Source organism: Bacillus sp. FSL K6-4563, assembly GCF_038630405.1.
Taxonomy (GTDB): domain Bacteria; phylum Bacillota; class Bacilli; order Bacillales; family Bacillaceae; genus Bacillus; species Bacillus pumilus.
Map to the genome: position 1 here is coordinate 1,496,732 of NZ_CP152030.1, position 24,008 is coordinate 1,520,739.

The 24,008-nt window shown below is 42.1% G+C and carries 24 protein-coding genes and 1 other annotated feature; all 24 genes read left to right on the forward strand.

Features of this window, described 5'->3' with window-relative positions; all coding sequences use genetic code 11:
- Positions 1-123 precede the first annotated feature (123 nt).
- The 24 genes from MHH54_RS07440 (at position 124) to MHH54_RS07555 (ending at position 23,891) form a co-directional block, all read left to right on the forward strand.
- Positions 124-3,627: a S8 family serine peptidase gene (locus MHH54_RS07440; RefSeq protein ID WP_342500830.1), complete on the forward strand. Its 3,504-nt coding sequence runs from the start codon at positions 124-126 to the stop codon at positions 3,625-3,627.
- A 237-nt stretch (positions 3,628-3,864) separates the two neighbouring features.
- A complete protein-coding gene (gene spoIIGA / locus MHH54_RS07445; RefSeq protein ID WP_003211533.1) occupies positions 3,865-4,794 on the forward strand; it encodes a sigma-E processing peptidase SpoIIGA in 930 nt (309 codons plus the stop codon).
- 58 nt (positions 4,795-4,852) lie between these two features.
- A complete protein-coding gene (sigE, locus tag MHH54_RS07450; RefSeq protein WP_003211142.1) occupies positions 4,853-5,572 on the forward strand; it encodes an RNA polymerase sporulation sigma factor SigE in 720 nt (239 codons plus the stop codon).
- A gap of 143 nt (positions 5,573-5,715) precedes the next feature.
- Positions 5,716-6,495, forward strand: a complete 780-nt coding sequence (sigG, locus tag MHH54_RS07455) for an RNA polymerase sporulation sigma factor SigG (RefSeq protein WP_003211879.1) — start codon at positions 5,716-5,718, stop codon at positions 6,493-6,495.
- Positions 6,496-6,646: 151 nt separating this feature from the next.
- On the forward strand, positions 6,647-7,585 hold the full coding sequence (locus tag MHH54_RS07460) for a sugar-binding transcriptional regulator (protein WP_050945093.1): 939 nt from the start codon (positions 6,647-6,649) through the stop codon (positions 7,583-7,585).
- A gap of 243 nt (positions 7,586-7,828) precedes the next feature.
- Positions 7,829-9,073: an SAF domain-containing protein gene (locus MHH54_RS07465; RefSeq protein WP_003212501.1), complete on the forward strand. Its 1,245-nt coding sequence runs from the start codon at positions 7,829-7,831 to the stop codon at positions 9,071-9,073.
- A 12-nt stretch (positions 9,074-9,085) separates the two neighbouring features.
- Positions 9,086-9,517: a transcriptional regulator GutM gene (locus tag MHH54_RS07470; protein WP_003212289.1), complete on the forward strand. Its 432-nt coding sequence runs from the start codon at positions 9,086-9,088 to the stop codon at positions 9,515-9,517.
- Positions 9,518-9,535: 18 nt separating this feature from the next.
- Positions 9,536-10,066, forward strand: a complete 531-nt coding sequence (locus MHH54_RS07475) for a PTS glucitol/sorbitol transporter subunit IIC (protein ID WP_003210918.1) — start codon at positions 9,536-9,538, stop codon at positions 10,064-10,066.
- Between the two features lie 13 nt (positions 10,067-10,079).
- Positions 10,080-11,090 carry a PTS glucitol/sorbitol transporter subunit IIB gene (locus MHH54_RS07480; RefSeq protein ID WP_342500831.1) on the forward strand — a complete coding sequence of 337 codons (1,011 nt, stop codon included), beginning with the start codon at positions 10,080-10,082 and terminating at the stop codon, positions 11,088-11,090.
- A gap of 26 nt (positions 11,091-11,116) precedes the next feature.
- Positions 11,117-11,473, forward strand: coding sequence for a PTS glucitol/sorbitol transporter subunit IIA (locus tag MHH54_RS07485; protein ID WP_007499733.1), 357 nt, complete (start codon positions 11,117-11,119; stop codon positions 11,471-11,473).
- 129 nt (positions 11,474-11,602) lie between these two features.
- A complete protein-coding gene (locus MHH54_RS07490) occupies positions 11,603-12,379 on the forward strand; it encodes an ABC transporter ATP-binding protein (protein ID WP_034620040.1) in 777 nt (258 codons plus the stop codon).
- Positions 12,380-12,458: 79 nt separating this feature from the next.
- Complete coding sequence (locus MHH54_RS07495) at positions 12,459-12,695, forward strand: YlmC/YmxH family sporulation protein (RefSeq protein ID WP_008344958.1); 237 nt, start codon at positions 12,459-12,461, stop codon at positions 12,693-12,695.
- A 237-nt stretch (positions 12,696-12,932) separates the two neighbouring features.
- Positions 12,933-13,772, forward strand: coding sequence for a peptidoglycan editing factor PgeF (gene pgeF / locus MHH54_RS07500; protein WP_342500832.1), 840 nt, complete (start codon positions 12,933-12,935; stop codon positions 13,770-13,772).
- A gap of 6 nt (positions 13,773-13,778) precedes the next feature.
- The gene (locus MHH54_RS07505) at positions 13,779-14,468 is read left to right on the forward strand and encodes a YggS family pyridoxal phosphate-dependent enzyme (protein WP_106028978.1); all 690 of its coding nucleotides are present in this window, start codon (positions 13,779-13,781) and stop codon (positions 14,466-14,468) included.
- 1 nt (position 14,469) lies between these two features.
- Positions 14,470-14,928, forward strand: coding sequence for a cell division protein SepF (gene sepF / locus MHH54_RS07510; protein WP_003212271.1), 459 nt, complete (start codon positions 14,470-14,472; stop codon positions 14,926-14,928).
- A gap of 6 nt (positions 14,929-14,934) precedes the next feature.
- The gene (locus MHH54_RS07515) at positions 14,935-15,216 is read left to right on the forward strand and encodes a YggT family protein (RefSeq protein WP_106028977.1); all 282 of its coding nucleotides are present in this window, start codon (positions 14,935-14,937) and stop codon (positions 15,214-15,216) included.
- A 53-nt stretch (positions 15,217-15,269) separates the two neighbouring features.
- The gene (locus tag MHH54_RS07520; protein ID WP_342500833.1) at positions 15,270-16,046 is read left to right on the forward strand and encodes an RNA-binding protein; all 777 of its coding nucleotides are present in this window, start codon (positions 15,270-15,272) and stop codon (positions 16,044-16,046) included.
- Positions 16,047-16,072: 26 nt separating this feature from the next.
- On the forward strand, positions 16,073-16,567 hold the full coding sequence (locus MHH54_RS07525; protein WP_044141980.1) for a DivIVA domain-containing protein: 495 nt from the start codon (positions 16,073-16,075) through the stop codon (positions 16,565-16,567).
- Positions 16,568-16,628: 61 nt separating this feature from the next.
- Positions 16,629-16,863, forward strand: a binding site (T-box leader).
- Positions 16,864-16,922: 59 nt separating this feature from the next.
- A complete protein-coding gene (gene ileS, locus MHH54_RS07530; protein ID WP_342500834.1) occupies positions 16,923-19,688 on the forward strand; it encodes an isoleucine--tRNA ligase in 2,766 nt (921 codons plus the stop codon).
- 160 nt (positions 19,689-19,848) lie between these two features.
- On the forward strand, positions 19,849-20,223 hold the full coding sequence (locus tag MHH54_RS07535; protein WP_050945086.1) for a TraR/DksA family transcriptional regulator: 375 nt from the start codon (positions 19,849-19,851) through the stop codon (positions 20,221-20,223).
- A gap of 94 nt (positions 20,224-20,317) precedes the next feature.
- Positions 20,318-20,785, forward strand: coding sequence for a signal peptidase II (gene lspA, locus MHH54_RS07540; protein WP_003212011.1), 468 nt, complete (start codon positions 20,318-20,320; stop codon positions 20,783-20,785).
- Positions 20,782-21,696, forward strand: coding sequence for an RluA family pseudouridine synthase (locus MHH54_RS07545; RefSeq protein ID WP_003212422.1), 915 nt, complete (start codon positions 20,782-20,784; stop codon positions 21,694-21,696). Before lspA ends, MHH54_RS07545 begins: the two co-directional genes overlap by 4 nt.
- 170 nt (positions 21,697-21,866) lie before the next feature.
- Complete coding sequence (gene pyrR / locus MHH54_RS07550) at positions 21,867-22,409, forward strand: bifunctional pyr operon transcriptional regulator/uracil phosphoribosyltransferase PyrR (protein WP_003211705.1); 543 nt, start codon at positions 21,867-21,869, stop codon at positions 22,407-22,409.
- 153 nt (positions 22,410-22,562) lie between these two features.
- A complete protein-coding gene (locus tag MHH54_RS07555) occupies positions 22,563-23,891 on the forward strand; it encodes a solute carrier family 23 protein (RefSeq protein WP_050945084.1) in 1,329 nt (442 codons plus the stop codon).
- Positions 23,892-24,008 lie beyond the last annotated feature (117 nt).

The following is a 24,008-nucleotide window of genomic DNA, read 5'->3' on the forward strand; positions in this document are numbered from 1 at the left end:
ACGACAAAATGATGAACTTTATTTGACTACATTAAATAGAACACCATGAATCTTGTCATGAACAACAGAAGGAAAGGAGTGGGACCTATACTCTGTTTGGACATTTGAGGAGGAGGGATTTGATTGAAATTGAAGTTTCGCAAGACCGCCGGCTATCGTTTGATGAGTCTTTTGGTGATTGGTACTTTAACGATGACAAGCTTTGGGACGGTTCAAGCAACATCGACTTCTACCTCATATCAGGAGGAAGCTGTCTCCTCTAAGACTACAAAAGCAAAGATCTCATCTAGATTAATGAAGCAGTTTCAGCAGGATGATCAGGTGACTTTTTTAATCAAAATGAAAGAGCAAACAAATACGCAAAATGTGGCGAAGGAAGCGGTGATCAAAGCCGAAAAACAGAAATTAACAGCGGCTAAAACGCAATACACAAAAAGATCAGCTGTCGTATCCGAATTAAGAGCAACGTCTGAAAAGACGCAGGAAGCGCTCCTTACGTATTTACAAAAGGAACAAAAGAAAAAGCAAGTGAAGGAGATTCATTCGTACTATATTGTGAATGGTTTAGCGGTGACGGGAACGAAAGAAGTCATGGAAAAGGTGGCTGCCTTCCCAGAAGTAGATCAAGTGTTGCCAAATGAAACCCGTCAAATTCACCGGCCGGTTGATTTGAAGACGAAGCAGAAAAAACAAATGAAAGCAGTAGGTGGAGTCGAGTGGAACATTTCTCAAGTTCATGCTCCAGAAGCGTGGGCTTTAGGTTATGACGGTACTGGTACAGTTGTGGCAAGTATTGATACAGGAGTGGAATGGGATCATCCTGCTTTAAAGGAAAAATACCGCGGATTTGATCCAGCACATCCGAATGAACCAACTCATGAATTCAATTGGTACGATGCTACGACAGGATCTGAAGCGCCATATGATGATTTAGAGCATGGTACACATGTAACGGGAACGATGGTTGGCTCTGAGCCAGATGGAAAGAATCAAATCGGAGTCGCACCGGGCGCAAAATGGATTGCGGTGAAAGCTTTCTCAGAAGATGGTGGGACAGATGCTGATCTGCTTGACGCAGGTGAGTGGATTTTAGCACCAAAAGATGAGGCCGGCAACCCGCATCCAGAAAAGGCACCAGATGTTGTCAATAATTCTTGGGGAGGTGGACCTGGCCTAGATGATTGGTATAAAGATGTCGTCAATACTTGGAGAGCGGCGGACATCTTCCCAGAGTTTTCAGCTGGCAATACCGATTTATTCAACCCTGGTGGTGAAGGATCTATTGCGAATCCTGCGAACTATCAAGAGGTCTTTGCAACGGGTGCTACGGATCAAGATAACAAATTGGGGTCTTTCTCGCTGCAAGGTCCGTCTCCATATGGTGGCATGAAACCAGACATTGCCGCCCCAGGGGTAAACATTCGTTCATCCATTCCTGGGAAAGGGTATGAGGATGGCTGGAATGGGACGTCGATGGCTGGTCCGCATGTTTCAGCTGTTGTGGCTCTTCTTCGCCAAGCACAGTCAGATCTTTCTGTTGAAGAGATTGAACAAATTCTGATTGATACAGCGAAGCCGTTAACTGATCAGCAATTCCCGGAATCCCCAAACAATGGCTATGGGGCAGGTTTAGTTGATGCAAGAGAGGCGATTACGGCATTAACAGATGGAATTGGCATGATTGAAGGACAGGTGACAAACGAAGATGTTCATTTAGATGATATGAAAATAACAGATCAAGCCTTGACTCAAAAAGATAAGGCGGTACACCCACATAAGAAGCCTGCGAACATAAAAGAATTGAAAAAGGAAAAAAATCTAGCTGGTCCGTCCATCAAAGCTCTTCCAATGAAAGCGGAAATTAGTGTTCTTGAAAGCGGCAAGTCAACGTACACAGATGAAGCGACAGGGAGATATCAGCTTCCTCACAGTGCAGGAAAATTCACAGTGAAAGCGGAAGCTTACGGATTTGAATCACGCACACAAACCGTCCATATTTCTTCAAATAAAACGGCAGAGGCGAATTTCGCCTTACAGCCACTAAAGAAACGAACGATATCTGGCACAATTGCCAACGAAACAACGGGTGAAAAGATAAAGGATGCCACGGTTTATCTTGTAGAGGATGCGAAAATTAAGCCGGTGAAAACAAATGAATCTGGCGAATTTTCTCTAGAGGCATTGAGCGGTGTCTATACCGTCAAAGTATTTGCCAAAGGATTTAAAGGATATTCTTTTACAGCAGATGTGACAGAAAAGCCAGTTGGAAAAAACATTCAGCTAGAGCCATTCATCGGCTTTGCTGGGGAAATTGGCTACGATGATGGAACAGCTGAAAATGCGAGAGCCTTCTATGATCCTGGCAATGGCTGGGCTGTGAAGTTTTCATTAGAAAAGGGGAAGAAACAAGCGCAACTCACAGGAGGGCTTTTCCGTTTCTGGTCATCAGAGTGGCCAGCTCCTGGAGGGAATGAATTTGCAGTTGAAGTGTATGACGTTTCTGGGAAGAACGGAGCTCCAGGGGAGAAAATGGCAGGACCTCTAAAAGCAAAAGCGCTGCGTAATGGGGAATGGACAAAAGTAGATTTAGAAGATCAAGCCATTACGGTGGATGGAGATTTCTATCTTGTCTATATTCAAACGAAAAAGAATACGGAATCTCCAGGGCTTGCAACTGATGAAGATGGACCAAATGCTGAAAGAAGCTGGCAGCTGACAAGCGGTGCATTTTCTCCTTCTCCAAAAGAAGAGGGAAATTATATGATTCGTGCGCTTGTTGACTATGAAGCAGATGTGCCAGAGATTACATCTCCAAAGGCAGGCGTCATTACGAACAAAGATGAACTGGAGATTGAAGGCAAAGCCTCTCCTGGGCTTGATGTAGCGATCTATCAAAACGACGAAGAGATTGCCAAAGTGAAAGCAGATCAGTCAGGCGCCTTCAAAGAAAAGGTCACAGTTTCAAGTGGAGAGCATGTATTCACGGCTGCAACTGTTACGGATAAAGGTGCAACAAAACGATCTACACCAGTAAAGGTAATCATTGATCAAACAGCGCCAGCGCTCACTATCGATACACCGAAAAAAGGGGAAAAGACGAATAAAGAATCGCTCACTGTAGAAGGAAAGGTGACAGATGATCATCTTGATCAAGTCACCGTAAATGGAAAAAAGGCAACCATAAAAGAAGGGAAGTATTCCGTAAGAATACTGCTTGAGAACGGGAAAAATATGATCAAAGTCACAGCGAAAGATGCAGCAGGAAACAAAACAACTAAAAAAATCAATATCGATGTCCAATACGAGGCACCTGAGATTTCTAAGCTGACTCCAGCAGAGAATGTCCATCTGGCATCAGGGGAGTCTGTTAAAATTTCATTTCACAGCAGAGAAAAGCTAGACGCAACGTTTGTCATTCACATGCCGCTGACAAATGCGAGATCAAAGCTTCAAAATACTACAGAGCTGCCGCTTCGCGAAGTATCGAGCGGAACGTATGAAGGCTACTGGACTGCTACTTCTACCGCCAAAGCAAAAGGTGCGGTCATTGAAGTAATTGTACGAGATGATTATGGAAATGTCACAAGACAAAAAGCTTCAGGCACATTAAACATCAATGAAAAGTAACTTAAACAAAAGACACGACTTCTTGGAGCGTGTCTTTTTTCTTTCAACAATTGTTTGAAGGCTTGTCCAGAAGAATACTCTCTCTCATTCCTCGACAAAAACAATAACAATCCACCAAAAGTTCTCTATCATCCCCAACAAGAATTGACAGACTTCCATCTCATGACTGTTTTATACTGGTACAAACAAGTGCAAGTACTGCTTTTGATTCTTTGTTTCAGATGAAAGGAGCAGAAGGTGGTCATTTATTTAGATGTGATTTGGCTGTTAAACTTTTGTTTTGATCTATTGCTTCTCTTACTCACTGCATTTATTCTCAAACGACAAGTAAAAAAAAGGCGATATATGTTAGGAGCTCTCATTGGATCGAGCATTGTTCTCTTGCTCTTTACACCATTTGCAATGGTTGTGTCACACCCTTTAGGCAAACTACTTTTTTCTGTCTTCATTGTTCTTGCAACCTTTGGTTTTCAAAGATTTCGTTCCTTTTTTCAAAATCTGTTTGCTTTTTACTTTGTAACATTTTTGATGGGAGGAGGCATGATCGGGGTTCATTCATTTTTGCAAACCAATACAGTGATTCAAGATGGCCTGCTGATTTCTCAAAATGATGGCTTTGGTGATCCGATTAGCTGGCTTTTTGTTTTAACTGGGTTTCCTGCGATTTGGCTGTTTTCAAAGAAAAGATTAGGCGAGGTGGGTACGAAAAAAAGACAGGTTGATGAACAAGTGCTTGTGGAAATACACATTCATGGAGAGACCATCCGTTTAAAGGGACTCGTCGATTCTGGCAACCAGCTGTATGATCCTATGACAAAAACACCTGTCATGATCGTCCAGGCCGACCAGCTAACGGCCATTTGCGGAGAGCCATTTATAGAGCTCATGAAACAGTCTCATCCTGTTGAAGTCATGCAAAAGATCGATGATCAATTTCCTCTTCTTGATCGATTAAGACTTGTTCCATATCGAGCGGTCGGTCATGATCACGGCTTTCTACTATGCCTAAAACCAGATACAGTCTTCATTTATTCAAAGACGCATATGATTCAGCCAGCTAAGTGTTTTGTTGGGTTGAGTCTCAGCGGTTTATCGGCAGATCAGGAATTTCAATCCATCATTCATCCAGATATGTTAGACGGGAAAATCATCCAGGGGGTGTCGTAGTTTTTGGTGATGTCTTTTATCTTACGAGGTCAACTTGACATTTAGAAGGGAGAAGAAGATGAAAAAATTAAAATTTAAACTCACTTACTACTGGTATAAACTCCTCATGAAGCTAGGTCTAAAGAGTGATGAAATTTATTATATTGGTGGAAGTGAAGCGCTCCCGCCTCCATTATCAAAGGATGAAGAGCAGGAGCTGCTTGTCAAATTACCAAAGGGTGATCAAACCGCAAGAGCGATTCTGATTGAAAGAAATTTGCGTTTAGTCGTTTACATCGCAAGAAAATTTGAAAACACAGGTATTAATATTGAGGATTTAATCAGTATCGGAACCATTGGTCTGATCAAAGCAGTCAATACATTTAACCCAGAAAAAAAGATCAAGCTTGCAACATATGCTTCGAGATGTATTGAAAATGAGATTTTGATGTACTTACGTCGAAATAATAAAATCCGGTCAGAAGTTTCGTTTGATGAGCCGCTCAACATTGATTGGGACGGAAATGAACTGCTTTTATCAGATGTACTTGGAACAGATGATGATATTATCACACGCGATATTGAAGCAAATGTAGATAAAAAATTGCTGAAAAAAGCGCTCGAGCAATTAAATGACCGCGAAAAGCAGATCATGGAACTAAGATTTGGCTTAATTGGTGGTGAGGAAAAAACCCAAAAAGATGTCGCTGACATGCTTGGGATTTCACAGTCTTATATTTCGAGGCTTGAAAAAAGAATTATTAAACGATTACAAAAAGAATTTAATAAAATGGTCTAAAAAATTTTTTTAAAAAGCTCTGTCCCTGCACTGTCAAAGGAAACAACCTTTTTTTTCATGATTCTCGTCATCGCTCGTGCATATTTTTCCATCCCAAGGAGATACTGAACTTTGTACAACAGCTCCTGTAGGGAGGGAAAAAAGTGTCCAGAAATAAAGTGGAAATCTGCGGAGTCGACACCTCCAAGTTGCCTGTTCTGAAAAACGACGAGATGAGAAAATTGTTCAGACAGCTGCAAGATGAGGGTGACGATACAGCAAGAGAAAAGCTAGTCAATGGCAATTTACGGTTGGTTTTAAGTGTGATTCAGCGTTTTAACAACAGAGGCGAATATGTCGACGATCTCTTCCAAGTAGGCTGTATCGGATTAATGAAATCAATTGATAATTTTGATTTAAGCCACAATGTCAGATTTTCAACTTATGCGGTTCCTATGATCATAGGAGAAATCCGTCGATACTTGCGTGATAACAACCCGATTCGGGTGTCTCGCTCGCTAAGAGATATTGCCTATAAGGCACTTCAGGTCCGTGAGAGGCTGATTAGTGAGACAAGCAAGGAGCCAACAGCAGAAGACATTGCCAAAGTGCTGGAAGTGCCTCATGAGGAAATTGTCTTTGCCCTAGATGCGATTCAAGATCCTGTATCTTTGTTTGAACCGATCTATAATGACGGAGGAGATCCGATTTATGTGATGGATCAAATTAGTGATGAACGGAACAAAGACACACAATGGGTGGAAGAATTGGCCTTAAAAGAGGGCATGCGTAGGTTGAACGACAGGGAAAAAATGATTCTTCGCAAACGCTTCTTCCAGGGCAAAACGCAAATGGAAGTTGCCGAAGAGATCGGGATTTCTCAAGCACAAGTCTCTAGGCTTGAAAAAGCAGCCATTAAACAAATGAATAAAAACATCTTTTAAAGCCGCCGCTTCATGGGCGGCTTTTTTCATTCTTATGAGAGAACACTCCTCTAGTATTGACTCTGTTATTTTTTTCATTTAATCTGTCTTTAACAAATGTTATTTTAGATAGCATTTGTTAGGGAACACTTAAGCGGAAAGAAGGGTTATTATGACATTCCATGATGAAAGAAGGCTGCTCATTAAGGTTGCGCATATGTATTATGAAGAAGGCGCCACTCAATCTAACATCGCAGAAGCGGTTGGGGTTAGCCGTTCGCTCATATCGAAATATTTGGCAAAAGCACGTGAAGCAGGAATCGTGGAAATCATTATTCATGATGAAGTCAACCAACAGTATGGATCGTTAGAAAGAAAAATAGAACGTAAATATGGGCTCCGAGAAGTCGTCTGTGTGGAAACACTCAGCAAAGACACAACCAAAAGCCGAATCGGTGCCGCGGCGGCAAGCTTTTTATTAAAAGTGATGAAGGATGGACAAGTTATTGGGTTTTCCTCTGGGACAACGCTGCATGAGATGGCGAAAGCGGTTACGTCTGTTCAGCACTATCCATCCGTGACATTTGTTCCGCTTGTCGGAGGTGTGGGAAATGAAGATGTCGATATCCACGCCAACTATATTATTGCGAGATGCACAGAGGCGCTCAAATCTAAATGTGAGTTTTTACATGTACCTGTCATGCTTGATACGAAAGAAGCGAAAGATGTACTGATCCGGCAGCCGTCAATCAAAAAAGTGATTGAACTAGGAGAATCATCAAATATCGCGGTTGTCGGAATTGGTGGTGTTCCGCAGCATTCAACGATGGTGAAATCTTATATGACAAGCGGTGAAGAGGACATCCTTCAAGCAAAGGATGTAGCAGGTGACATTTGCTATAACTTTATTGATCATCAAGGGGAAGTATATCCCCACCCATGGAACGACCGGGTGATGGGCATAAGCCCCCAAAAGCTAAAAGAAATTCCACTTGTCATAGGTGTCGCTGGTGGCGAAGAAAAAATTGAAGCAATTCGGGCGGCATTAGCAGGTGGATTAATTCATGTATTAATTACCGATGAACGAACTGGAGATGCCTTATTAAAGTAACTACCTAATATCATTAGGTAGTTTTTTTGAGTCTTTAGACTCAAAAAGATTGAAAATTTTATCGATTTTATCTTGACACAAAGTTGACACATCATATAAACTAAGTTCATAACAAATGATAAACAAAATAACAAATGTTACAAGAAACAGATTTTTGTTAATTTTTATAACATTTGTTAAAAGTTTCAGATTATATTTCTAGCAATCTATTGAGAAGCAAGAAAACCTGAAAGGATGATTTAGATGTCAATCTATCAACAATTGTTAGCTCGAGAACGCAGTGGAGATCCAATCAAAGTAGGGATTATTGGAGCAGGCCAAATGGGCTTTGGACTCATTTCACAAATTTCTAAAATTCCAGGCATGATTGTTGCTGGTGTTTGTGATATTCACCTTAGTGCAGCAGAGAAGGCAGCGAATTTTTACAAGCAGCATGCAAAGCCGCATCAAATGGTTGTCACAAATGATTACAGAGAAGTGATTCAATCAGATTCCGTAGAAGTTGTCGTAGATGCAACAGGTGTCCCAGAGGTCGGAGCAAACATTTCTTTGGAAGCGCTTAATTCAAAAAAACATCTCGTTCTTTTAAATGTAGAAGTTGATATTACCATCGGGTTGGTCATGCATAAGTTATTCACAAATGCAGGACTTGTTTACTCAGGATCAGCTGGAGACGAACCAGCAGCAACACTAGAATTATATGAATTTGCGAAAACAATGGGTCTTGAGGTACTCGTTGCTGGGAAAGGAAAGAACAACCCATTCTTCCCAGAAGCAAATCCAGATACGTGTCAAGCAGAAGCAGATAGTAAACATATGAGTTCACATATGCTGGCTGCATTCCAGGACGGAACAAAAACAATGGCGGAAATGAACTTATTAAGTAACGCGACAGGGCTTCTGCCAGATAAAGTCGGTATGCACGGAGTCGAAGCAAATTTAGAAAATGTAGCAGATAAATTGAATCAAAAACAGCAAGGCGGCGTGCTTGATAACTTCGGAGTCGTTGAATATGTAAATGGACTTGCACCAGGTGTATTTGTCATCGTGAAGAGTGACCTTGAGCCTGTAGATGAAGAGCTGCGCTACTTAAAAGTTGGAAAAGGCCCACACTACACACTTTACCGTCCTTTCCACTTAGCGAGTCTTGAAACACCTGTTACCATCGCAAAAGCGGTCTTACAGCATGATTCATCCATTCACCCAATTGGTGTACCAGTATCAGAAACAGTCGCTGTGGCAAAAAGAGATATTAAAGCTGGAGAATCACTTGACGGGATTGGCGGATACTCTGTAAGAGGTGTTCTTGAAACACATCAAGACATGAAAACGAACGGCCACATTCCAATTGGTTTAATTAGCGGAAAAGTCGTAGCGAAAAAAGACATCAAATTAGGACAATTCCTGACTCATGATGATGTAGAGCTTGATTCAAACACAACGGTCTGGAAGCTGCGATCATTACAAGATCATTTATTTCAATCATAAGGACGTGAAGCTGTGGAAAAATTAGCGATCGTACTTTGTATCATTCTCATTGTGCAGTACGGGTTATCTTTTATTCAAATCAAGTACTACCGCAAGAGCATGGATTCACTTATTGATGATTACAGAGGGAAGCAGGGCTATCACTTATTTTCAGGAATGGAGCGGCGCAAAGTTGGCCCTGGAGCCATTGCGCTCATCATTGTAGATGAATCGTATATCATTCAAAAATGCCATGTGCTTGGCGGTGTGTCGATCTTATCTAAATTTAAAGAAGTCCCTTCATATGAAGGAAAGCATGTAGGGGCTGTGTTAGACGAGCACCATATGATGAAGCAGACGTTGAAAAAACGTAAAAAGGGGCCAGCTGTCATGCACGCACTTTCCATGGCGGCTGAACAGGCACTTGTCTCGATTTCGAAAAAAAATATAACAAATGTGAACTAAAGAAAGGGGAGATGAAACATGGAATGGATTCAATGGTTTGGAGAGCACTTTATCGGAATGTTTGAAGCCGGCGGAAAGCAATTCATGGGTCTTGTTACAGGTATCGTTCCAACGCTTGTTGTGTTACTTACTTTCACTTATGCTGTCATGAAGTTTATTGGAGAAGAGCGAGTGAATAGAGCGATTCAGTTTGCTGCGAAATATACAATTTTGCGCTACACGTTAATGCCGATCTTATCCGTTCTTATTTTGACAAACCCGATGGCTTATACGTTTGGCCGCTTCTTACCCGAAAAACAAAAACCAGCATTCTATGATTCAGCTGTTTCATTTGTTCATCCGGTGACATCACTGTTTCCGTATGCCAACGCAGGAGAACTGTTTGTCTACTTAGGGATTGCGAACGGTATTAAAGAAGCAGGATACTCAATGTCAGAGCTTGCTGTACGGTACTTCTTAGTCGGGATCGTCGTCATTTTACTTCGCGGTATTATTACTGAATGGATTACAAAGTACTTAGCAGGAAAAATGAAAGCGAATTCACAATAGGGGAGGGTTAGACATGACAAACCACAAAGTATTTGTTGCAAAAGGTGCTGGAGGATGGGGAGAAGGCTTGGAGCTTGAACCAACCGGTAAAAAAAGAAAGGTTGTTTCCATTACAGGGGGAGGCATTCACCCAGTTGCACGTAAAATTGCAGAAATGACAGGGACAGAAGCATGTGATGGCTTTAAAAACTCGATACCAGAAGATGAAATGATGTGTGTTGTCATTGATTGCGGAGGAACCGCACGAATCGGACTTTATCCAATGAAGCGCATTCCAACTGTAGACGTTTTGGCATCCTCTCCTTCTGGACCGCTTGCAAAACATATTACAGAGGATATCTTCGTATCAGGCGTTACAGAAAAAGATATTTCCTTTGCGGAAGCATCAAGTGGTGAGGCAAAAGTAGAAGGTCAGGAAAACAGTGAGCCGATTGACAAGGAGAATTTCAAAGAAACCTATTCAAAACTGAAAGAGGAAAATCTCGAGCGTCAGGAAAAAGGTAATTTCCTGATGAGGTTCTCAAGAGGAATTGGGAAAGTCACCGGTACGTTCTATCAGGCTGGTCGTGATTCCGTTGATATGCTTTTGAAAAACATTATTCCATTCATGGCATTTGTCAGTATGTTAATTGGAATTATCAATTATACAAAAATTGGTGACTTGATTGCCCATTTTCTATCACCACTGGCAGGATCTATTTGGGGACTCTTACTGCTCGTTGTGGTCTGTACATTGCCATTCCTATCACCTGTCTTAGGACCTGGTGCAGTCATTGCACAAGTGATCGGTGTTCTGATTGGTAGTCAAATTGCACTAGGAAATATTCCGCCTCAATTTGCACTTCCTGCACTATTTGCCATCAACGGTCAAGTAGGGTGTGATTTCATTCCAGTGGGTCTGTCACTTGGTGAAGCGAAGCCGGAAACGGTACAATATGGAGTACCAGCTGTTTTGTATAGCCGTCTCATTACAGGGGTTCTATCTGTTGTGATCGCATACGCTGCCAGCTTCGGTATGTATTAAACGTATTAAAGGAGGAATCGATATACATGGTCACACAATCTGTCGTAAAAGAAATCGGGATCTTAGTCCCGCAATTTAAAGAAGATAAGCTGATTGTTTTATTTGGACCCGCAGCGCCTCAGGAATTAAGAGATATGTCCGTCATTCATGAGTTCGAACATTTAGAAGAAGAGCCGTTGAAACTGGGTGGTACTATTCAAGTGGGCGATCAAACGTACACGATCACAGCCCTCGGCAATAAAGCAAATGACAACTTTAAAGAACTCGGCCATATTTCGATCTACTTCCAAGAGCCGTTTGATGATGTATTACCGGGAGCTGTCTTTGCATCCCCGCACACGTTTCCTGATATAAAAGAAGGCGTACGAATTGAAATTTCGTAGCTATGAAGAAAAGCTGTTCCGTAAAAGGAGCAGCTTTTTTATGTGAGGTTTACCAGAAAGAGCAATTGCGATATGCTGTAAACATTCATTATTTGTTTATTCGGAATTTTTAATCAGGGGGAAATGATGGTGTCACTTGAATTGAAGAATGTTTCTTTAAAACGAAATGGAAAATGGCTGCTTCAGTCTGTTGACTGGCATGTGAACAAAGAGGAGCACTGGGTGCTTTACGGTTTAAATGGTGCGGGGAAAACCGCTTTATTAAATATGCTCTGCTCATATTATTTCCCTACATCAGGTGAGATGACCGTGCTGGGACATATCTTTGGCAAGGAGGCTCTCGGCGAAAAGCTCAGGAAGAAAATTGGCCTCATTTCTGCGGGACTTGAAAAGAAACTGCACAGAGACGACAATGCATTTGAAATTGTTCTCAGCGGGGCATTTGCCTCTATCGGGCTTTATGAAACCCCGACAGATGAGATAAGGGAGAAAGCCATTGATCTATTAAAAGCATTTGGTTCGTTCAAATATGCAAACCGGACATATGAAACACTCTCACAAGGAGAAAAGCAGAAAGTCCTGATTGCGAGGGCTTTAATGAATGATCCCAAGCTCCTGATTTTAGATGAGCCTGTGACAGGTCTTGATTTTTTAGCAAGAGAACAGGTGCTAGAGACCATCTCATTCATTGCTTCAAAGCCTGATGCGCCTACTTTGCTTTACACGACCCATCATGCAGAAGAGATTTTGCCTGTTTTTCAGCACACCTTATTATTAAAAGATGGGACTGTTTTTGATCAAGGGAAAACAAAAGAAATGATGACAAGCGACTTGCTTTCTTCCTTCTTTGAATGTCCGGTAGATGTGATGTGGAGAAATGGCCGTCCTCACTTAAGTAAATTGTAGATAAAAGAAACTATTGGTCTGCGTCCCTGCTTTTCCATCATACATATTATAGTAGAAAACGAAAGGCGGGGAAGGACAGATGATCAGTATTTCTGAATTCCAAATCAAGGATGTTGTCGATGTGTCCAGCGGAAAAAAACTAGGCACCATTGGGGACATTGATATTAATGTTACGAGTGGTAAAATACAAGCAATCATTATCGGCGGTACAGGTAAAATGATGGGATTTTTCGGAAAAGAAGAGGAAATGATTGTCCCGTGGCGAAATATAGTAAAAATTGGCGAAGATGTGATACTTGTCCGATTGTCTTCTTAAAATTCGTATAACTCCTCAATGAATCATTTAATGATCCTTAACATAAGCTCTCCATTCTCAGCAAACAATGTCTTTTTCGGGTAAAAAGATTACGTTTTCATATCAATTTGCAAAAAAACCTGTAGAAAGGGCACATTTGAGTGTAATATTTAATGAATCCCACTAACTGTCTACGCATGTCTTGTGGTAAAATAGGAGCGATATAAAGAGAGATGAATGAAAGGTGGGAGGGCAGCTTTGACACACAATTATGACCCCTTTCAGCAGAAATCACCTTATGCAATGATGATTCATGATTGGACGAACATGACATGTTCTGGTAAAGAGGTATTAGCCGGATTTACGACAAAAAATGGCGGCTTCAGCCTTTCTCCATATCAATCATTGAACACTGGACTCCATGTAGGAGATGATGCTTCTAGTGTCCAAATGAATCGTCAAGTCATAGCAGATGCTACTGCTGTGCCGCTCTCTGATTGGGTGTTTGCAGACCAAACACACGAGGACCGCATCAAGAAAGTCACCAAGGAGCAAAGAGGAAGAGGAAGTCTTCATTATCATGAGGCACTGCCTGGAACAGACGGCTTATATACGTCTGAACCGAACATCATGCTCGCTCTTTGTTTCGCCGATTGTGTTCCGCTTTATTTTCTAGCTCCGCAACATGGACTCATCGGAACAGCCCATGCCGGGTGGAAAGGAACCGTCAAGCAAATTGGTGCAAAAATGATAGATCTATGGGTCAATCAAGAAGGTGCTAAGACCGATCAAATACAAGTTGTCATTGGACCATCCATTGGCAGCTGCTGCTACATAGTTGATGATGTGGTCTTGAATCAAGTGAAACAGCTTCCCTGTTCTACAGAGGATGTGTATTCCGAGATATCACAAGGACAATATAAATTAGACTTAAAAACATTAAACAAAAACGTATTGCTACATGCAGGGATGAAAGAAGAAAACATACATGTCAGTTCGATGTGCACAAGCTGTAATGATCAGCTATTCTTCTCACACCGGCGTGATCAAGGAAAAACAGGACGTATGATGTCTTTTGTCGGGTTTAAGGAGGCATAAGAGCAATTGAATGTACGAGAGAATCTCAGACAAATAAATGAACAAATAAACGAAGCATGTAAAAGAGCCGGCCGGAACCCAGACGATATATCAGTCGTCGCTGTCACAAAATATGTCTCAATTGAACGAGCACAAGAAGCCAAGGAAGCAGGAATTTTGCATTTTGGTGAAAATCGTGACCAAGGGTTACTTGAAAAACAAGCGGCTATAACCGATGAAAGCATTAGCTGGCACTTCATCGGCAGTTTACAAACACGAAAAGTAAAATCTGTCATTCAGAGCATTGACTACTTACATTCGCTCGACAGGATCTCTCTTGCGAATGAAATTGAAAAAAGAGCAGATCACACGGTTCGCTGTTTTGTACAGGTGAACACATCGCTGGAGGAGTCAAAACATGGCTTACAAAGTGAAGACGTGATCCCATTTGTCAAGCAGCTCGCTGATTTCAAACACATTGAAATTGCTGGACTGATGACGATGGCTCCATTTACAGATGATCACACTGTGATACGAAACTGCTTTAAAACATTAAAAAACCTTCAAGAAGAAGTAAAACATCTTAACCAAGTAAATGCACCTTGTCAGCATTTATCGATGGGCATGTCAAATGATTTTGAAATCGCAATTGAAGAAGGTGCGACATTCGTTCGGATTGGCTCTTCACTTGTTGGAAATGAAACAGGAGGTGCGTGACATGAGCATAAAAAATAAGTTTAAAAGCTTTTTCACTCTCGACGATGAAGAGTATGAGTACGAATATATTGATGAAGAAAGAGAACCAGTCCAAGAAGAAAAAGGAACAAAGGACAAAGCGGCATTTCAAGAGCGTCCGCAGACAGGAAAACAAAATGTCGTCAGCTTGCAAAGCGTGCAGAAATCCTCTAAAGTGGTGTTAAGTGAGCCGCGTGTTTATGCAGAAGCGCAGGAGATTGCAGACCATATTAAAAACAGACGTGCAGTCGTCGTCAATTTGCAGCGCATTCAGCACGATCAAGCAAAGCGAATCATCGACTTCTTAAGCGGCACTGTATATGCAATCGGTGGAGATATCCAGCGTATTGGCTCGAATATATTCCTCTGTACACCTGATAATGTAGATGTATCTGGCACAATATCAGAACTTTTGACAGAGGAAGAACCTCAGAGGTGGTAAATCATAGTGATTCTAAATTACATTTTCCAGCTTTTACAGACTGTATTAACGATTTACTCATTCGCGATTATTATTTACATCTTTATGTCATGGGTGCCATCAGCAAGAGAAACATCAATTGGGCGTTTTCTGACAAATATTTGCGAACCATATTTAGAACCATTTCGTAAAATTATTCCGCCAATTGGCATGATTGACATCTCGCCAATTGTGGCATTGCTTGTGATTCGTTTTGCATCAACATATGGACTAACTGGTCTTTACAATATGATTGCACGCTTCATGTAGACAGGCTGCCGGGCTTGGCGCTGCCAGGCTCTTTTACATAAGAGGGGAACAAAATGAGCGATATTTATCAACATTTTAGAAAAGACGAACAGCCATTTGTCGACCAAGTGTTAGGCTGGAAAAAAATCGCACTCGACCAGTATCGAATGAAATTAACAGACTTTCTTGATCCGCGTGAGCAGTTTATTACCCAGTCCGTCATCCAGCATGCTGATGAGCTTGGAATCATGTTTTTTGGCGGGTATGAAGGAGCGGAGCGTAAAAGAGCTCTTATTTATCCTGAATATTTACAACCGGCTACTCAGGATGCTGAGCTGTCTTATTTTCAGGTGAACTATGCGGAAAAGTTTATTTCGTTAGAACACCCGAAGCTTCTTGGTTCACTGATTGGGACAGGCTTGAAGCGTCAAAAGTTTGGAGATTTGTTATTTTCAGAGGAAGATGTGCAGTTTATTTGTACGAGTGATGTCGCCGATTTTGTTCGAGCGCAGCTGACGCATGTCGGCAGAGCCTCCGTTTCATTAGAGGAAATCACGCAAGCAGATTTAAAGCCGGTTAAGAGCAAGACTGACATCAAAGAAGATACGATTTCTTCACTGCGGCTTGATGCGGTATGTGCTGCAATCAGCCGTCAGTCTCGGCAAAAGGCACAGCTTTTGGTCAAAAATGGGCTTGTCAAAGTTAACTGGAAAGTCACTGAGGACCCTTCCTTTACAATCGGCGAAGGCGATCAGCTCTCTGTCAGGGGATTTGGCCGCTTTAGCCTCAAAACGATTGATGGGAAGACCAAAAAAGATAAATTTAAAGTAACATTTGAGCTTCTGACATAACGAACTTGAATCTGGAGGTGGCGAGGTTGCCATTAACACCTAATGATATTCATAATAAAACGTTCACAAAAAGCTTTCGCGGATATGACGAAGATGAAGTAAACGAGTTTTTAAGCCAAGTACGTAAAGATTACGAAATCGTACTTCGCAAAAAGAATGAACTCGAAGAAAAAGTAAACGAGCTTGACGAAAGACTAGGTCATTTTGCAATAATTGAAGAAACATTAAACAAATCAATTCTTGTGGCGCAGGAAGCAGCAGAAGACGTCAAACGTCATTCTGATAAAGAAGCGAAATTGATTATTCGTGAAGCGGAGAAAAATGCAGATCGTATTATCAACGAAGCGCTATCTAAATCACGAAAGATTGCGATGGAAATCGAAGAGCTCAAGAAGCAGTCGAAAGTCTTTAGAACTCGATTCCAAATGCTCATCGAAGCTCAGCTTGATCTTCTAAAAAATGACGATTGGGATCATTTACTGGAATATGAAGTTGACGCTGTCTTTGATGAAAAAGAATAAGCGCATCATCTTGACATGATGTGTGCAAGTTGCATATAATACCATCATAAATTAACAAGAGATAAACGTTTGAAAGGGACACTCGCAGTTGTGATATGCGTAATAAAGCGAATCAGGGATGGTGGAAGCCTGACATTACGAGACGCTGCAATGAGATCACCCCTTTAGTTCCTTTTCTGAAATGACCAGTAAGAAAAGGCGTCTGATCACGTTACGATTTTAGAGTGGATAAGCGGCTGTGTCATAGCGCTTGTCTAAAAGGGTGGTACCGCGAGACAAGCCTTCTCGTCCCTTATGGGATGAGAGGGCTTTTTTTATTGTTTTTTAATCAGAATTTGCATATGGAGGAATGGGTATGAACTACAAAGACACCTTATTAATGCCGAAAACAGAATTCCCAATGAGAGGGAACTTGCCGAACAAAGAGCCTGAAATCCAAGAGGAGTGGGCAGAAAAAGACATCTATCAAATGGTTTTAGAGCGTACAAAAGGACGCCCGACCTTTATTTTGCATGATGGACCTCCATATGCGAATGGTGACATTCATATGGGGCACGCACTCAATAAAATCCTAAAAGATTTTATTGTCCGTTTTAAATCAATGAATGGCTTCCATGCACCGTACGTACCGGGCTGGGATACACACGGCTTACCAATTGAAACAGCGCTCACTAAAAATAAAAAAGTCAAACGTAAAGAAATGTCGACAGCTGAATTCCGCAAACTATGCGAGGAGTATGCTTGGAAGCAAATCGAAGGTCAGCGCGATCAATTTAAGCGATTAGGCGTCAGAGCAGACTGGGATAATCCATATGTCACGTTAAAGCCTGAGTATGAAGCGCAGCAAATACTTGTCTTCGGTGAAATGGCGAAGAGAGGCTATATTTACAAAGGACTAAAACCTGTTAACTGGTCTCCTTCAAGTGAGTCAGCTCTTGCTGAAGCGGAAATTGAATATAAAGACAAACGTTCACCATCCATTTACGTTTCATTTAAAGTGAAAGATGGAAAAGGCGTACTTGAAAACGGCGAACAATTCATCATCTGGACAACAACACCTTGGACACTTCCTGCAAACCTTGGCATTTGTGTTCATCCAAACCTAGAGTACAGCGTTCTTCAAGTAGGTGCTGAGCGATATGTTGTCGCATCTGAGCTTGTTGAACAAGTGGCAAAAACGCTTGGCTTTGAAGAGTATGAAGTCGTGAAAACATTAAAAGGAAAAGAATTAGATAACGTCGTTGCAGAGCATCCGATCTATGGTAGAGATTCCCTTGTGATGCTTGGTGACCACGTGACAACGGATGCAGGTACAGGCTGTGTTCACACAGCACCAGGTCACGGGGAAGATGACTTTAATGTGAGTATGAAATACGGTCTTGATGTGCTATGTCCAGTAGATGAAAAAGGTGTCATGACAGACGAAGCACCTGGTTTTGAAGGACTATTCTACGAGGATGCCAATAAAGCCATCACAGAACAGCTTGAAGCAAAAGGCGCGCTGAAAAAGCTCGACTTTATCACGCACTCTTACCCGCATGACTGGAGAACGAAAAAACCAACGATTTATCGTGCAACCGCTCAGTGGTTTGCTTCGATTAAAGACTTCAGAGAAGCGCTATTAGACAATATTAAAGAAACGAAATGGGTGCCAGCATGGGGCGAAACGCGCCTATTCAATATGGTGCGTGACAGAGGCGACTGGTGCATTTCAAGACAGCGTGTATGGGGCGTTCCAATTCCGGTCTTTTATGCAGAAAATGGTGAGCCGATCATCACAGATGAAACCATTCAGCATGTCTCTCAATTATTTAGAGAACATGGCTCGAATATTTGGTTTGAAAAAGAAGCGAAAGAGCTCTTGCCAGAAGGCTTTACACATCCAGGTAGCCCGAACGGTGAATTCACAAAAGAGCAGGATATCATGGATGTATGGTTTGATTCTGGTTCTTCTCACCAAGCCGTTTTAGAAGAAAGAGAGGACCTTGTCCGTCCAGCAGACCTTTACCTTGAAGGATCTGACCAATATCGCGGCTGGTTTAACTCATCTTTATCTACTTCTGTAGCTATCACAGGAAAAGCACCTTACAAAGGAGTGGTTAGCCATGGAATGACTTTGGATAAAGAAGGACGTAAAATGAGTAAATCCTTAGGAAATACCATTGAACCTGCCAAAGTAGCTAAACAACTAGGTGCTGAAATTCTTAGACTTTGGGTATCTTCTGTCAACTATCAAGCCGATCACCCGGTGTCTGATGATATCTTAAAACAAGTAGCAGAGGTCTATCGTAAAATCCGTAACACGTTCCGCTTCCTGCATGGTAACCTATTTGACTTTGATCCAGCAGTCAATGCAGTACCTGTAGAAGAGCTTCGCGAAGTGGATCAATATATCTTGATCAAATTAAACAAATTGATTGATAAAGTGAAAAAGGCTTATGATGATTACGAATTTGCGGTCGTGTATCATGCGATTCACAATTTCTGTACAATTGAGCTAAGCTCTTTCTATCTCGACTTTGCAAAGGATGTCGTGTACATTGAGCATGCGGATCATCCAGACCGCCGTAGCATGCAGACGGTCTTCTACGAAACATTAATGGCATTAGTGAAGCTGACTGCACCAATTCTTCCGCATACAGCAGATGAATTATGGAGCCACTTAAGCTTTGTTGAAGAGCCAAGTGTTCAGTTAACAGATATGCCAGAAGGTGTGGCTGTTTCTCAAGCGGAAGCGACAGAAGCGAAGTTTGACCGCTTTATGGAAGTGCGTGACGATGTGCTAAAAGCGCTCGAAATTGCGCGTAACGAGAAAGTCATCGGACGTTCTCTTGAAGCAAGTGTGACCCTTTATGCGACAGAAGAAGTGAAAAACCTTCTTGCATCCATTAAAGAAGATGTGAAGCAGCTCTTTATCATCTCTGAATTAACGGTAGAAGATGAGCAAAATGCTGACACATCAGCACCTGAATACACTTCAGGAAGAATTTTGGTTCAAAAAGCAGAAGGAGAACTATGCGAACGTTCTCGTATTATTTCAAAAGATGTTGGTGCAAATCCGAAATACCCAACATTGTCACTGAAAAATGCTGAAATCGTGGAAAAATATTACCAGAATTAACAGTGTGATATGACCAACTAGCGCCCCGCCATATGCGGGGTGTTTTCTTTTTTGCGGAAATGACAGCGTTTAGAACGAAAGGAAAAATCTTATGGCTTTAAAGTGGACAGCCGGGGCAACAATATGATTATCACGACAGGGCAGGAGTTGAAATAGCGACATGAATGGCGATCTAGAGACGATTTACACGGAACTCCTTCAAATGAAAGAAGAGCTGCAAGCTAAACTGTTTGAATACGCATCATTTCGTTCACCCGCTGAGCATGTCTCAATGAACGAGGTCCAAACGGCCACGCTTCTTTATCACATCAAAGAAGAACTTCAAGATGTGTCTCTCGCTATTGCAAAAATTGAGCAAGGAACCTTTGGTATATGTGAGGCGACAGGTGATGTCATTCCGCTTGAACAAATGAGTATTCTTCCTACCGCCCGCACGGCTGACGACTTTTTATATCATAAGCAATACGAGAAAAAAGCATTCACTCCTTATCCTCATGAATCAGATGATTCTCATTTTGAAGCCTTCCATATGTAGGGAGGTTTTTGTCTGTCAACTAAAGTTTCTTTACTCCTTCCTGTTTTCTTGATAAAATGCATAAAGATCAAAGTATGAAGATGGAGGAACGTGTGTGTTCTATTACATAATCGCATTCGTGATGATTTGTTTAGATCAATTAACAAAATGGCTCATTGTCAAAAATATGATGCCCGGAGATTCTTATCCAGTGATTGATGGTTTCTTTTATATCACGTCTCACCGAAATTCAGGCGCCGCATGGGGAATTCTCCAAGGACAAATGTGGTTTTTCTATGTGATCACACTCGTTGTTATTGCAGGAATTGTTTATTATTTGCAAAAGCATGGACAAAAGGACAAGCTGCTTGGAGTTGCGCTGGCCTTAATGCTTGGCGGAGCGATTGGGAATTTTATCGACCGCGTTTTCCGTCAGGAAGTGGTAGATTTTGCTCATTTCGTCTTTGGGAATTATCACTACCCAATCTTTAATATTGCAGATTCTTCTCTATGTGTAGGAGTTATTCTGCTCTTTATTCAAATGCTTTTAGATGGAAAGAAAACGAAGGAGTCAACTACATGAATCAAGTAAATATTGCCGTTTCAGAAGAACAAACGAGTGAACGGCTTGATAAATTTCTAAGCACGACAGAACCAGAATGGTCAAGAACCCAGGTCCAGCAGTGGGTAAAGGATGGGCTGATCGAAGTAAACGGGAAACAAGTGAAAGCCAATTACAAAGTACAAGCTGGAGATCAGATTAAAGTCGAGATTCCAGAACCAGAAGTACTAGATGTAGAAGCAGAACCAATGGATCTTGATATTTATTATGAGGATGCAGATGTGCTAGTGGTGAATAAACCACGAGGAATGGTCGTTCATCCAGCACCAGGTCACGTGTCAGGAACACTTGTAAATGGCCTGATGGCACATTGCACGGACTTATCAGGGATTAATGGTGTGATGCGTCCTGGAATTGTCCATCGTATTGATAAAGACACATCTGGGCTGTTAATGGTCGCAAAAAACGATATGGCGCATGAATCACTCGTCAATCAGCTTGTGGCTAAAACTGTCACAAGAAAATATACGGCCGTTGTCCATGGTATTATCCAGCATGATACAGGCACAATTGATGCCCCAATTGGCAGAGACAAAAAAGACCGCCAAAGCATGACGGTCACAAAAGAAAGTGCAAAACAAGCCGTCACTCACTTTGATGTGATTGAACGCTTTCAGGATTTCACGGTGGTGGAGTGCCGACTTGAAACAGGAAGAACACACCAAATTCGTGTTCATATGAAATATATCGGCTATCCGCTTGCAGGAGATCCGAAATATGGACCGAGAAAGACAGTCGATTTCAATGGTCAGCTGCTGCATGCAGGTGTTTTAGGATTTGATCATCCTAGAACAGGAGAATATATCGAGTTCACAGCACCGATTCCTGCTGATATGCAAGCTTTTATCGATTCATTAAGAAATAACGATTGACAGGCCGTTCTTTTTTTGAAATAATAAACGAAGAAATGAAGATTCTTTAAAACAGTCCAGAGAGGCTGAGAAGGATAACGGATCAATTTGTGCACGTGTATGCACAAATGAACGCCCCTCTCTGCCCTTTGCAGAAGGGGCTTTTTATTTGTCAAAAAGAGGTGTAAAAGATGGAACAAAAAGCAGTCATTCTTGATGAACAAGCGATCAGACGAGCGCTTACCCGAATTGCACATGAAATGATTGAGCGCAACAAAGGGATGAAAGATGTCATCCTTGCGGGGATCAAGACTAGAGGTATTCATCTTGCAAAGCGCCTTGCAGAGCGCATCGAGCAAATTGAAGGAAATCCAGTCATAGTGGGTGAACTTGATATTACGCTATACCGTGATGACCTGACAAAAAAGACAGAGAACCAAGACCCGCTTGTGAAGGGTGCAGACATTCCAGCTGACATTAATGACAAAACACTGATTGTCGTTGACGATGTCCTGTTTACAGGCAGAACCGTCAGAGCAGCCATGGATGCCCTTGTGGATGTAGGAAGACCATCTTCCATTCAGCTTGCTGTTCTCGTCGACCGGGGACACCGGGAGCTACCGATTCGAGCGGATTATATCGGGAAGAACATTCCGACATCAAAAGCAGAGACAGTTATGGTTCAACTGAATGAAGTAGATCAAAACGACCTTGTCGCTATATATGAAAAATAACCTTTTTAAATGCATTCCAGAGAGTTTGCAAAGAGGGCAATAACAGAGATACCGAGCACGGCAAACATGACGTGTACGGTTTTTCTAGGCCTCTTTGCGCATACTCTCAAAGAGGCTTTTTTAATGAAAAAGGACACATCTAGGAGGAAAATCATGAGTCAGCAAAAAGCCAATTTAGGCATTCGAGATATCCCAAAACCGTTCACATGGCTGTCACTTAGCCTTCAGCATTTGTTTGCCATGTTTGGTGCAACCATTCTAGTACCAAAAATCATCGATATGAGTCCAGCGGTCGCGCTCATCTCAAGTGGTGTTGGAACCATAGTTTACTTAATCATCACAAGAGGCCAAATTCCAGCGTATCTTGGATCGTCCTTTGCCTTTATCGCCCCCATACTGAATGTCAAAGCAACAGGCGGCCCTGGAGCCGCCATGGTGGGTGCCTTCATGGCGGGTGTCGCTTATGCACTCATTGCACTATTTATTAAATGGCTCGGTACAGGCTGGCTGATGAAACTTCTACCGCCGGTCGTCGTAGGGCCGGTCATTATGGTCATCGGACTCGGACTCGCTGGAACAGCTGTCAACATGGCGATGTATGCTGATCCGAATGCAACCGAGCTTGTTTACAGCCTGAAGCACCTAATGGTCGCCGGCTTCACACTGGCTGTCACGATTATCAGCATGATTTTCCTAAGAGGATTTCTTAGCTTGATCCCAGTATTAATCGGCATTATCAGCGGCTATCTCTTTGCCTTATCACAAGGCATTGTGAACTTCCAGCCGGTCATTGATGCAAAATGGTTTGCTGTACCAGACTTCGTTGTACCATTTGTGGACTACACACCAGCTGTGACTTTAAGCATTCTCACCGTAATGGTGCCGGTTGCCTTTGTGACAATGTCTGAGCACATCGGCCACCAAGTGGTGTTAAGTAAAGTTGTAGGGCAAGATTTCATTAAAAAACCTGGTCTTCACCGCTCCATTTTAGGAGACAGTGCGGCGACAATTTTCGCTTCACTCATTGGCGGACCGCCGACAACAACGTATGGAGAGAATATCGGCGTCCTTGCCATCACAAGAGTGTTCAGTATCTTCGTCATCGGCGGAGCAGCAGTATTTGCAATCTGCTTCGGCTTTGTCGGAAAAATCTCAGCATTAATCAGTACAGTGCCGTCCGCGGTCATGGGAGGCGTTTCATTCCTGCTCTTTGGAATCATTGCCTCAAGCGGTCTGAGAATCCTGATTGATCATAAAGTGAATTTTGAAGAAAAGCGTAATCTCATTATCGCATCAGTCATCTTAGTCATCGGAATTGGAGGGGCATTCATTGAGGTGAAACAAATCAACCTCACACTATCTGGAATGGCACTTGCTGCCATCACGGGTGTCCTGTTGAACCTGATCCTGCCGCAGCAAAAAGCGGAGGATGACGAGTCAAATGAATCGAATACAGAAAACCTTTTAAAAGAAGTCCAGTGAGGCTGACAAGGGTTCTAAAATGAGCAGAATGCACGAACGTGCCGCTGCTTCTTTTGGAGAACCCTAAGCTGCCGAGGCTTAGGGTTTTTTTGAACCTGAAAGTGATGAAAAACTAGA